Here is an 11,823-nt window from a genome sequence, read left to right as displayed (position 1 = left end):
TCCCCCTCTAAATTAATACATCTACCAAAATATAACATATAAAGAAAAATATTTCACTAATATTCCGAATAATGAATCAAAGGAACAACTTGTTTACGTTCTACGGTAAAATGTTGACTACCCCTAAAACGTTCGGATTTACCAGCAGAAGAAAGTAAAGAGTTAAAGGTTGAAAGGACAAAATTATGGTCAGTTCTTTTCTTTAAATATTAATAAAGGAATGTCAGATACTCGAATGAAATTCTTCAGCCGTGAATTACAGGTCTATGATGTAACTAGAAAGTTAGGGTTTATATCACCCCCTACTTTAACCATATGTGGTAGGCACGATGTCCAGTGTCCACTGGCTTACTCAATTGAAATGAATGAAGGTATTCGTAATTAGTCATTAGTCATCTTTGAGAAAAGTAACCATTATCCATTCTTAGAGGAAGCAAAGCGTTTTAATGAAGTGGTTGACTTATTCTTAAAGGAAAATCAAACCTTTATTAAATAATGGGGGCGCTCTTAATGTCTCGATTTCGAGTCTTCACTTACCGGGAGCTTTAGTTGAAGAAGCTTAATTTAAAAAAGAGGAACTTCCATAAATTTGGGAGTTCCTCTTTTGTTTGTAATATCAACACTAAACTTTAACAGAACCTTAAATTTAAAAAATATTGGAATTATTAATATTAGAAATGGAAAATGCATAGATTCTGCAGATGATATGGGTAGACACGGTAAGTAAACTGTGTAAAAGGAGTGAGATCTATGGGAGGTTATAAAAAAAATAGTCTTTCGCTCATAGGGGCGATAGGTCTTGGAACAGGCGTCATGATAAGTGCAGGAATTTTTGCATTGCTCGGTCAGATTGCAGAATTAGCAGGCACATGGTTTCCACTCATGTTTATTGTAGGTGGGATAGTAACAGGCTTTAGTGCTTACTCTTACGTCAAAATGAGTAATGAATATCCTTCTGCTGGTGGAATAGGAATGTTCCTGGTAAAAGCTTATGGAAAGGGTACATTGACTGCATCAGCTGCTATGCTGATGGCCGTCTCGATGGTCATCAATCAAAGTTTAGTGGCCCGTACTTTTGGTACTTATACATTGCAAATATTTAATATTGGTGAAGGAAGCTTCCTTGTTCCTGTTCTTGGTGTAGGATTGCTTTTTTTCGCCTTTCTAGTGAATATTTCGGGCAATAACTTTATCCAAACGTTTACGTCTATTGTTTCCCTCCTGAAAATTATAGGTTTAGTCGTTTTTGCTATGGGAGGATTATGGATGGTCGGCTTTTCTGTTGTTCCTGCTGGGGAAGGAAGTGGCCCGCCTGATTCCACGTTGGCTAGTATGATTGCTGCTGTAGCCTTAACCATTCTTTCATTTAAAGGCTTCACAACAATTACGAATAGTGGCTCAGAGATTGTGAAGCCAAAGAAAAATGTGGGAAGAGCCATTATAGCAACCATCTTAATTAGCCTGATTGTTTATTTACTTGTAGCATGGGCTGTTTCAAGCAATCTACCACTTACCAAGATTATTGAGGCAAAGAACTATTCACTTGCTGAAGCAGCTAGACCTGCCTTTGGGGACTTCGGGGTTTGGTTTACTGTTGCTATTGCTATCATAGCAACAATCTCTGGTATTATTGCAAGTGTATTTGCTGTTTCACGTATGTTGGCTATGCTTACGGATATGAAGTTAATTCCTCACAAGCATTTTGGAATGCCCGGACGAATTCAAAAACACACACTTGTATACACAGTCGTGTTGGCGATGTTTCTAGCGGTTGTCTTTGATTTAACTCGGATTGCATCTGTAGGGGCTATCCTGTATCTTGTAATGGATATGATTGTCCACTGGGGTGTTTTCAAACATTTACGCAAGAAAGTTAATGCTAATTCCGGAATTGTATTAACCGCATTAGTTTTAGACGCCATTGTATTATTAGCTTTCACATGGGTGAAATTGAACACCGACTGGTTGATCGTAGCTGTCTCTATAATATTTATTGCATCAATCTTTATTAGTGAACATTTGTTTTTAAAAAATAGATCAGCGGAGTAAGTCAATCCATTAATAAAACAGAGCACAACTGGAAACACCATTCTTAAAATATAGAATGGTGTTTCTCAATGATGGAGGTCACAAAATAGATCTTTTAAAGGGTTCGTGGTATAGGTATAAAAGGTAAAGGAGATATTGCTTGTGAATGGGGATATTGGTTATATGAAAGATAAAGGGTATTCTTATGACGCAGATCTCTTTCATGAATGATCGCACGAAAATCAGGCGACTTTTGTTTTAATAGATACCTAGGCTTCAGAAATCTATCCTTCTGCAAAGAAAATGCAAAATTGATATGTAAAATCCAATAGAACGCAGTTAAGGTAAAATTTAGAATAGGAGGAAATAAAAATGAAAAAGACCAAGTATTATCTGAGCACATTGTTCTTCATTTTACTACTGGCTTTAGCGGCTTGCTCTGGAGGTAATGAAGAAGGAGAAAATGGAGAGTCTAATCAAAACGAAAACCAAAGTAAAGAAACAACTTCTGAAGAAAACAACGGGATGGAATCGGACAGTCATGAGGGTATGGATCATTCCGGCTCAAGTGAAGTTCCGAAAGGTTTAAAAGAAGCAGAAAACCCGACTTATGAAGTAGGCAGCCAAGCCATAATCAAGGCGGAACATATGAGTGGAATGGAAGGGGCTGAAGCTACCATTGTAGGAGCCTATGATACTGTAGCCTACGTCGTTTCCTACGATCCAACAAATGGCGGTGAGAGAGTAGAAAATCATAAATGGGTGATTCATGAAGAAATTGAAGAAGCTGGTGAAGAACCTTTCAAACCAAGAGCAGAAGTGACACTAATTGCTTCCCACATGAAAGGGATGGAAGGAGCTTCAGCTATTATTGAATCCGCTGAAGAAACGACAGTTTATATGGTTGACTACACTCCAACAGATGGAGGAGGAGAAGTTACGAATCATAAGTGGATCACAGAGAGTGAGCTCACAGCTGATTAGGGAAACGACGTGATTTTTCAAAAAAGTGCTTCTGAAACATTGTTAGGTTAAGAGTAAATGCCCCCAGTATTTCTGGGGGTATTTTTTAAAGGCATTTTTAATTGTTTAGTTTCCTGATGGGAGGGGCCGGTAAGAGATATGAAATACGAACGCCCAAACGTATTCCTTAATTTATCTTGCATTTCAAGTCTTTCGTCATGGGGGATTGTTCAATAAGAGCAATATTCAACATGAACCTTTAACATAGGTGCTCAAAAAAAGTCCTCAGACTCTCCTTTTGAATTATTTCCTGTTCGCGTGCACCCTTAGTTCCCAGACAAATAAACTGATACCGGCCAACAAAGCCGCGCTCCCTCCTATGAGAAGGCCGCTCGGGGTATAGACAAACATATACCTGAGAAATTCCTCTCTGCCCCATGTATCTGCCCCGATTCCGCCGATCGCTGCGCAAATAAACAGAGTGGCAAATAAGAAGGCCGCTAAAAATAGAAACGAAATACCAGTGTAAATTCGATTGATCACGTTCTTTTTCTCCCTTATTTTGAAAAGTATTATTTATTATCATTAAATTCTTCGTCACCCTACTATTTTCCTTTTTTTAGAAAACCATTCATTCAATTACATAAGAGGTATAATCTGCTGATGAATGATAAAAGGTCTAGTCAAAAAAGCCGATATATAGAAAAGAGGAAACGTACATAGGGGGAAAATGAGATGAAGAAATTTAAGTACAAAATGCTGTTGGCCTTTGGAGTTGTCCTGTTCCTGGCTTTTGCAGGGATGGGATCTTACAATCTGTACACTAACTACCAGCATAATCAGCAACAGGTGGAGAGTTACCGGACGAATCAATTAGAAGCTTTTGATTTACGGATTAAAAATGAAGTGGATACGGCTATATCTTTGCTCCAATCCGCCTATAGCCAGTATAAACTGGGAGAAATGTCAGAGCCGGAAGCCAAGGAATTAGGCAGGAAGCTCGTGAAGGAGCTTCGCTACGGGAGTGATGGCTATTTCTGGATTGACGGTATTGATGGAGAGCTGATCGCGCACCCGATGTTACCGGAGAAGGAAGGCAGCAACCGTATCGACATTAAGGATCCGGAAGGCACCTATTTGGTTCAGAATATTGTTTCGGCTGCTACAGAGGGCGAGAGTGGCGGCTATTCAGAGTACATGTGGGAGAAGCCGGGAGAAGAGGATCTGGTGGCTAAGCGTGCCTATTCTGAGTTATTTGAGCCATGGGACTATATTGTCAGTACCGGCAATTATACAGATGAGATTGATGCCCTGACCGCTCAAAAAGCAGACGAGTATAATCAGAAAATGGTGCGTGACATGCTGGTCGGCGGGGGCATTGTGGCTGTCCTGCTTCTCCTTTCCGCGATACTTGCCCTTCTGTTCAGCAATCGCATCTCGAGAAAGTTAACGGAAATGACGGCGCATGTGAATCAGGTAGCTAATAAAAATCTTGAAGTAGAGGATTTATCGACTCGCAGTCGGGATGAATTTGGCGAGCTCAGCCACGCCATTAATCAAATGACGATGAACCTGCGCCTTATGATCGGTAATGTCTCAGATGCTTCCAAACACTTGTCCCAGCAGAGCGAAGAGCTTACGCATTCGACTGATGAAGTACAGCAGGGCAGCAACCAGATTGTGCAAACCATGGAGGAATTATCGACAGGCGTGGAGTCCCAGGCTGATTACTCGACGAGTCTGGCTGAATCAACGGATAAATTAGTACAGCGTATTCAGCAGGCCCAGGAAATGGGAGACTCCGTCTATACTCATTCCACACAGGCGATGCAAATGTCGCAGGAAGGACGGACAATGATGAAGCAATCCGTCGAGCAGATGAACGCGATTGATGAGATTGTGAAAAGCTCGGTTACGAAGGTAAAAGGACTGGATGCCCAAACGAAGGAAATCACTAAAATAGGCAGCGTGATTAAAGATATTGCTGACCAGACCAATCTGTTGTCCTTGAATGCGGCCATTGAAGCAGCAAGAGCAGGAGAAAGCGGAAGAGGATTTGCTGTAGTGGCCGAAGAAGTAAGGAAGCTCGCGGACCAGGTAGCAAATTCAGTCGTCGACATTAACCAGATCGTCGCGAACATTCGAGAAGAATCTACGTACGTATCCGACTCTTTAACAACGGGCTATGAAGAAGTGAATAAAGGTACACAGCAGATTAATGCAACGGAGGAGAGGTTTGAAAGTATTCATACGTCGGTATCCGGAATGGTGGACCAGATTCAGCAGATCTCTGCCAATCTTACCGAAATTACAGAGGAAAGCAGCGAAATGAATCAGTCCATCGCCGGCATCGCCGCTTTATCGGAAGAATCAGCTGCCGGGGTGCAGCAGGTTACAGCCTCCGCTCAGCAGTCCAACAGTGCGATGGAGGAAATAACGTCAAGCACGAAGAAGCTTTCGCAGCTCTCCGAAGATTTGAACAGTCAGGTGAATGAATTCCAATGGAAGGAAGACGCCGAGCCAGAACCAGAGGAAGAGACCACCGATGAGCATCCTCCGATTGATAAGGCTGGGTAAAAATTGAAGGGTATAACATCAGCAAGACTTTAAAAAACTACAAAATGAAACCGCAGGCAGGTTCGAGTTTTTGATAAAGTGACTCGAGCTGCCTGCGGTTTTTGAATCACGAAAGCTCAACCAAAAAAATCACCCCGTCTACTAACGTAGGGAGTGGAGTTCAAAACTATATCTAGTCTGCCTGATTCTTAAGTTCTTCCGCCTGTTTTTCAGCTATCCAGTATAGGAGCTCTTGTTCCTCAGGCTTTAGCTGTCGATTGAGTTTTTGTTCAAATTCTTGAAGAAGCTGGGTGTAAATCTGTTGATGCTGACTCATTTGCTAAAACTCCCCTCGAACTTGTTGTATCTGGCTGGTGCAGAAAGTAAATTTAATATTTTTGTAATATAATTCGACTGTTTGCGTTGAATATATCATAGTCTGCAATCCGGCTCAATCCATTTAGTGACAAATTATGACTTTTTTTAATAGCTGGACTGGAAGATCACCCGGTTTAGTACAATTGTGGAAATCCAGCTTCTACTAAAAGTACTGCCAATGCGGGATAAGGAAAATGAAACGAACAGGTGAATAAAATAAAGTTTATCGTAAAAAAAGCGGTTCAGAAGAAGATGATTGCTTCTCCTGAATCGCTTGTATTATTTTTGCAGAACCTGCAGGGCCTGTTTCGTCGTGGAAAGAGCCTCCTCGTGAAATCTTGCTGTAGTGGCAGCAATCTTCTTTCCAATTCTTCTCCTTTGATCCAGCAATCGCTTCGCTTCCTTAAACAAAAGATGTCCGTCCCAATTTTCCGATTCGACATGCCATCCGTTATCCAGCTCATACATCGCGGAGAAGGAATCAATTTTTGGATCATACGAGAGCGGGAGGAACGGCGTATGACTTACGGCTGCAAATATGAGCGCATGCAGACGCATTCCGATCAGAAGCTCTGATTCTGCGATCCGCTCGAGCTTGTTCTCTATCGAGTCATCCCCCGGGGCGACGACGGCCGGTTCGGTCATTTGCAGTTCTACGAGTTTTGCGAAGCGTTCATCCTCCTGCCCGTGCATCGGGACAAATAGAATGGAGAAACCTTGCTGGGCCATCTGGTCACACGCAAAAGCAAGCTTTGGAATATAGGATTCGGAACCATCCCATGATCGAACACTGACGGCGATCTGATGCTTTTTCTGTATAGACGGGGCTTCATAGCCAAAGACCGCATCGGGTACGACGGAGCATTCCTGCTTCACTCCAAGCGATTCAAGCCGCTGTTTAGAGTCCTGGTCGCGGACAGTAAGTCCGTCGACACGATTCAGGGTGTACCTGGTTAGTTGTTTTCCAACCAGCTGGTCAAACGGCCCCATTCCCTGGGCATAGATGAATACGGGTTTGCCGAGCCATTTTGCCATGTTGATAATCGTAGTATAATAGACGATCGACTTCGGGCCGGTAGCATCCTGCAGCAGACTGCCGCCACCTGATATCAGCCCATCACTTGCTTGCAGTACGCGACGAATGTCACGGAAATTCCAGCGGCTGACGGTTTCTACTCCATAGGTGGTAGTGGTATGGATCAGATCATCCGAAAGAACCGTAATGCGAATATCAGGTTGGAGGGTGCGAAGCTGTTTAATCATGGAGGAGAGAATAGCTTCATCTCCTGTATTGTGAAAGCCGTAATAGCCGGATAACACGACGTGCATCATCATCACTTCCTTTTCTTTTTTATGAAAAATTTCTATATTGATAGTAAAGATAAGCTCCCGTTTGTTGAAGACTCCGTTTCGGGATAGTTGGGGTCCGTTACAATATGTGGAGAAGGGCTGGTTGGGAAATAACTCGCTTTCCTATGGGGGAACGGTGAGCTTCCTCGCTCGTTTCACTCCCTGCGGGATCTAACCTAGTCCCTTCTCCCATGGGAGTCTCGCCATTTCCCCACCACCCCATCGATATACTTCGAACGGACCCTTCTATAGGAGACAGGAGACAAGATGAAGCTGCCACAAATGCTTCAATAACAGGGTTCCTACATGTAAGCAAACATTAAAACTCAAGGTGGATTATAGATGATCCTTGTTCATTGTAAAGTGTTTATTCAGAGATTTTCGATCGCTCCATGATCGCAAAGGGGCGGAAGGGAACGGCGAAGACTCCTGCGGGATGAACATGATCGGTGAGATCCCGCAGGGCTGTTAAGCCCGAGGAAGCTCAGCACATGCCCGCGGAAAGCGAGCCGTTCCCTGGAGCCCCTTTCTCCGCCCCATATCTCGAAACCGTGTCCTACAGTAACCGGATCTATAGCTTAGTAATCTATCAATGAAAATACCCCGCATTGTTTTCAGCTACTTTTTAAAAATCAGCTTATAAATTCCAATCGCGAGCAGACCGATCAGATAGCCGAACACGATGCTGTAGCTTGTCCGGAGCAGGGAAATGTGAAGCGGGATGTGCAGATGGGAGAACGTATTAACGATTGACATAAACCCGATCACACCAGGGACAAGCATTATTTTCCCTATGCGCTTAAACCGGGGGATAACGGCCAGAGCTAACAGGTAAGCCGGAAAGCCCAGGAGAAACTCCTTCGATCGCGGTCGCGCGTAAAGCCACTCTTCAAGCTTCGTCCGGAACCACAACTCAACCTCACTCACAGCCTGGCTATTCCCACTTCGCAGCACATAATACACCGCCGCAGCCCCAGCGAGTGCAATAAGGATGACGTGCCAGCCCTTCAGAGACTGCTTCACTTCTTTAAAAGTCAGCCCCCACAGAGCATAAACCCCAAAGAAAAGCAGAGGAACGACGTAAAGCAATTTGACTCCCCGGAACAGGGCAATTCCTGTTAAGAACACCGTCCCGTTAAGCAAAGCGATAATGATCACGATTCCGGCCAGGCTGATCCCCAGCGCTTTCATATAGGAAAAGGTTATATCCTTAATGCGGGTGCTGCCACGAGAAGTTGCTTGGACCGCATAAATCGGAGTGACCAGTCCCACTCCCAGGGCGAATCCCTGCAGGAATAGAAGAGAATCCGTTATCAGGTACGCGATCATAAGCCCAACTGATGCGAAGGCGGCAAGCCATCCGAATAAGCGGTACTGGAAAATGGAGACGAGCGCCTGATAGATAAATAGAATCCCGGCTAGAAACGCTGCGATCTTCGCCCATAGCGGGGGCGAGAAGTCTTTCCACCCGTCTGCTTCCTTCAATTCAAACGCAGACGGCATGGCCTCTGTTATTTCTTCTAAGTAGGTAACCGTATGATTCAGTGGATCGGCTTCCATAGAAGACAGCAGGATCGAGCGCTGGTTGCGTTCTTTTACGGCCCGCAGCGTGCGGTCCACTTTTTCTTCTACGGTCTGGTGACCGTGCAATAGATCCAGATCATGCATCCGAATCACGTTGTAGTTCAGATCATCGGTAAATTCCTTGAATCCTTCAAGCCGTTGAAACTCTGTAAAATAAACGCCTTCTGCTCCTTCTGAAAGAATGCCGGCTAATTCGTCCATAGCGGCTGCATCAGGGTAGCCGGGAGCCTTATCCCCGCTGATATGTACATAATCCGATTCATCCTCATAGTAGTGAACCGCCGCCTTCAACTGACGCTTCCAATCCTCCGGGCTGTCAGCTGCCACAGAAGTAATCACGTCCAGATTAGCATCTGTAATTTCAGAAACGGCTTCTTCCGGGAGGGAGGCTTCCTTCATATCTACGAGAACCGATGTGAGACCGGCTGCCTGAAGCTGCCGAAGCACAGAGGGAAGAGAGGCATCCGGTTCTGCCATTTCTTTTATATGTTTATAAGGAAGGACGAGCTCGTAGTCATCCTGTGCCCTTTCGATAGAGGAGCGGTCATATAAACTGGGAATCGTTGCGGTGAGTAAAAGAATAAGGATGATCCAAAGGACACGCGATTTGTTCATGGGTCTGCCTCCTTTATTAACTGAAATATTTTCCGAACATCGGCATGCGCTTCATGGTCTCACGATCGATGGCTTTCAGAACATACAGGCACCCGATATACGCGATACCGCCGCCCACAATGGCAAGAATGGAGTAAGTAAAGGCTTCCCATCTTCCCCAGTCTGCTATGGAGTAATACAGAGCCGGCAAGCCGACCAGGATCCCCATCACAAGCGCCGATCCGATGATTTTCAAGTCGCTTTTGGACACGATCGTAAAGGAAATGTACCGGACGATGAAAAAGCTGTTCACGATGACGAGAAGCACGTAGACAATCAAGGTAGAGAGGCCGGCGCCTTCAAGACCCAGCGACTCAACCAGCCACAGGTTGAGAAAGACTTTACTGATCACTCCGGCGATAATAATGATCGCCGCTTTTCGAGCAAAATCAAGACCCTGCAGAATACCGGTGCCCACAATCGTAAGCGAAGTGAAGACAGAGCTTACGCCGAGAATCGCGATGACGAGGCTGCCTTCCGCATTTGTGAACAGGGCGACGTTTAACGGAATGGCGAGAGCGGCAAGTCCTATTGCTGCCGGCCACGAAATCAAGTTCGTAAGCCGGTGGGTCACTTCAATGGTGGAACGCATATCGGTTTGGTCGCCTTCCTTTTTCTTCGCCGTCAGTAACGGTACGAGCGGAAGGATAATAGATGTCGCAAATACAGTGGCAATCTGGACGAGAGACAGGCCGCGCCCATAAATTCCGTACAGGTACGTAATAGAAGGGGAGGCTTCTCCGTGATGACGGTCCAGACTGAACGGGATCGTAAACGAATCGACAAAATTAAGCAAAGCCATCGTCACGGTACCAATGGCGATGGGAATAGAGATCCGGAGAATGGTGCGGCTCCACGTTTTAAAATCGCGAAACGAATAGGAGGTGCTTTTTTGAACCCGTTGCGGTGATCTGACATAGGTGAAGCGTAAGTAGATAAACGACGCGATCACCCCGAACAGGGAGCCCGCCATGATGCCTCCTGCAATCCATTCATTGGAGAAGGACAGGCGAGTCAATACGTAGGCGATAAGCAATACAAGCGCTGCACGGAAAAACTGTTCGAGCACCTGGGAAATAGCGGTCGGATTCATATGATCGAAGCCTTGGAAATAGCCGCGGTACACAGCCATGTACGGAGCGATTAACAGTCCTGTCGCTACAAGCAGCAGGGCTGGTTCGGTTTCCGGGCCCCCAAGTAATTGACTGATCGGGGAAGAGAATACAGCGATCAAGGTAAAACTGACCAAACCAAATAAAAGACCGAGAATACTTGCGGTCACGTAAATGCGTCGAATATGTAAATGGTTTTCTTCCGTACGGGCTTCTGCGATCAATTTGGAGATGGCAAGGGGAATCCCGGCGACGGATAAAATGAGCGTGACCATATAAACGGGATAGACCAGGGTGAAGATTCCAAGCACTTCGTCCCCGGCAATATTTTGGAGTGGAATACGGAATAAGCTGCCCAGTATTTTAGAGAACAGGGCAGCCAGAGTTAAGATGAAGGTGCTTTTTAAAAAGGTTGAGTGACTCATAAGGAACGCTTCACTTTTTGACGAATGACGTGGTATGAAAACTGGGGAAGAGCAAGCATTCTTTTCCAGCGTGTCGGCTGCTGCAGAAGTCGGTAAAACCATTCGAGGTTTTTGTTCTGCCAGCTGAGCGGTGCTCGTTTCACTTTACCAGCGATGACGTCAAAGCTGCCGCCAACACATAGAAAGACACCTTTATTGAACTGGTCAATATGCTCTGCGATCCAGTTCTCCTGCTTAGGAGCCCCTAGAGCAACAAAGACGAGATCTGGTGAAGATTGCATTATTTCCTCGGAAATAGTGTTATGCTGCCAGTCGAAATATCCATCATGAGAGCCTACGACTTGTATGTGAGGATAGAACTGCTGGATATGTTTCTTCACTTCCTCCAGGGTATCCCTTTGGGCTCCCAGCAGATAAATCCGGTAATGGTTCAAGTCGGCTAACTTGAGCATCTCGATCATCACATCATACCCCGTCACTCGTTCAGGGAGGGTCTGACCTAATAGACGGGAGGCTTTCACAATACCAATACCATCTGCGGTTATGTATGTAGCACGGTGAAGACTGTTCATATAAGCTTCTTCTTGGTTCGCGCGCATGACAATTTCGGGATTCGCGGTTATGACGAAAGATTTTTCGTGTTTTTGTATATGCTGATTCAGCTGTTCGACAAGTGTCGAATGGTTCGTTATTGAGAATGGAACACCCAAAATGTTAACGTGCTTCATGGTATGATGAGACTCCTTTAATTTACACATTCCTACCCCCTTAAT

10 protein-coding genes are annotated in these 11,823 nt (G+C 44.9%); 4 read left to right on the top strand and 6 right to left on the bottom strand.

Annotated elements, in window-relative coordinates:
- The first annotated feature begins 169 nt into the window (after positions 1-169).
- The 3 genes from ACTWP7_RS17625 to ACTWP7_RS17615 all read left to right on the top strand — a co-directional run bounded on the left by ACTWP7_RS17625 (position 170) and on the right by ACTWP7_RS17615 (position 3,012).
- On the top strand, positions 170-385 hold the full coding sequence (locus tag ACTWP7_RS17625; RefSeq protein ID WP_443124339.1) for a hypothetical protein: 216 nt from the start codon (positions 170-172) through the stop codon (positions 383-385).
- A gap of 365 nt (positions 386-750) precedes the next feature.
- Positions 751-2,049: an APC family permease gene (locus ACTWP7_RS17620; protein WP_443124338.1), complete on the top strand. Its 1,299-nt coding sequence runs from the start codon at positions 751-753 to the stop codon at positions 2,047-2,049.
- Between the two features lie 351 nt (positions 2,050-2,400).
- Positions 2,401-3,012, top strand: coding sequence for a YdhK family protein (locus ACTWP7_RS17615; RefSeq protein ID WP_443124337.1), 612 nt, complete (start codon positions 2,401-2,403; stop codon positions 3,010-3,012).
- Positions 3,013-3,294: 282 nt separating this feature from the next.
- Here ACTWP7_RS17615 and ACTWP7_RS17610 read toward each other — a convergent pair whose 3' ends face one another.
- A complete protein-coding gene (locus ACTWP7_RS17610; RefSeq protein WP_443124336.1) occupies positions 3,295-3,534 on the bottom strand; it encodes a hypothetical protein in 240 nt (79 codons plus the stop codon).
- Positions 3,535-3,726: 192 nt separating this feature from the next.
- Between ACTWP7_RS17610 and ACTWP7_RS17605 the strand changes: the two genes are divergently transcribed.
- On the top strand, positions 3,727-5,568 hold the full coding sequence (locus ACTWP7_RS17605) for a methyl-accepting chemotaxis protein (protein ID WP_443124335.1): 1,842 nt from the start codon (positions 3,727-3,729) through the stop codon (positions 5,566-5,568).
- A gap of 172 nt (positions 5,569-5,740) precedes the next feature.
- Here the strand turns inward: ACTWP7_RS17605 and ACTWP7_RS17600 are convergent, their stop codons facing one another.
- The 5 genes from ACTWP7_RS17600 to ACTWP7_RS17580 all read right to left on the bottom strand — a co-directional run bounded on the left by ACTWP7_RS17600 (position 5,741) and on the right by ACTWP7_RS17580 (position 11,808).
- Positions 5,741-5,884 carry a hypothetical protein gene (locus ACTWP7_RS17600; RefSeq protein ID WP_443124334.1) on the bottom strand — a complete coding sequence of 48 codons (144 nt, stop codon included), beginning with the start codon at positions 5,882-5,884 and terminating at the stop codon, positions 5,741-5,743.
- Positions 5,885-6,204: 320 nt separating this feature from the next.
- Positions 6,205-7,260, bottom strand: a complete 1,056-nt coding sequence (gene csaB, locus ACTWP7_RS17595) for a polysaccharide pyruvyl transferase CsaB (RefSeq protein ID WP_443124333.1) — start codon at positions 7,258-7,260, stop codon at positions 6,205-6,207.
- Between the two features lie 633 nt (positions 7,261-7,893).
- Positions 7,894-9,474: a DUF5693 family protein gene (locus ACTWP7_RS17590; protein WP_443124332.1), complete on the bottom strand. Its 1,581-nt coding sequence runs from the start codon at positions 9,472-9,474 to the stop codon at positions 7,894-7,896.
- Between the two features lie 16 nt (positions 9,475-9,490).
- Positions 9,491-11,050, bottom strand: a complete 1,560-nt coding sequence (locus ACTWP7_RS17585; protein ID WP_443124331.1) for a putative polysaccharide biosynthesis protein — start codon at positions 11,048-11,050, stop codon at positions 9,491-9,493.
- Positions 11,047-11,808 (bottom strand): WecB/TagA/CpsF family glycosyltransferase, encoded by a 762-nt coding sequence (locus ACTWP7_RS17580; protein WP_443124330.1) that lies wholly within the window; start codon positions 11,806-11,808, stop codon positions 11,047-11,049. Before ACTWP7_RS17580 ends, ACTWP7_RS17585 begins: the two co-directional genes overlap by 4 nt.
- Between the last annotated feature and the right edge of the window lie 15 nt (positions 11,809-11,823).

Origin of the sequence: Halobacillus sp. B29, assembly GCF_052246755.1 — a bacterium.
GTDB lineage: Bacteria > Bacillota > Bacilli > Bacillales > Halobacillaceae > Halobacillus > Halobacillus halophilus.
Note: the sequence above shows the minus strand (reverse complement) of the source record. Positions and strands in the feature narration are given on the sequence as shown.

Excerpts from the sequence above, each read along its gene's own strand:
- ACTWP7_RS17620 (WP_443124338.1), top strand. The coding sequence starts at position 751 with ATGGGAGGTTATAAAAAAAATAGTCTTTCGCTCATAGGGGCGATAGGT.
- ACTWP7_RS17615 (WP_443124337.1), top strand. The coding sequence starts at position 2,401 with ATGAAAAAGACCAAGTATTATCTGAGCACATTGTTCTTCATTTTACTA.
- ACTWP7_RS17605 (WP_443124335.1), top strand. The coding sequence starts at position 3,727 with ATGAAGAAATTTAAGTACAAAATGCTGTTGGCCTTTGGAGTTGTCCTG.
- ACTWP7_RS17600 (WP_443124334.1), bottom strand. The coding sequence starts at position 5,884 with ATGAGTCAGCATCAACAGATTTACACCCAGCTTCTTCAAGAATTTGAA.
- csaB (WP_443124333.1), bottom strand. The coding sequence starts at position 7,260 with ATGATGATGCACGTCGTGTTATCCGGCTATTACGGCTTTCACAATACA.
- ACTWP7_RS17590 (WP_443124332.1), bottom strand. The coding sequence starts at position 9,474 with ATGAACAAATCGCGTGTCCTTTGGATCATCCTTATTCTTTTACTCACC.
- ACTWP7_RS17585 (WP_443124331.1), bottom strand. The coding sequence starts at position 11,050 with ATGAGTCACTCAACCTTTTTAAAAAGCACCTTCATCTTAACTCTGGCT.
- ACTWP7_RS17580 (WP_443124330.1), bottom strand. The coding sequence starts at position 11,808 with ATGTGTAAATTAAAGGAGTCTCATCATACCATGAAGCACGTTAACATT.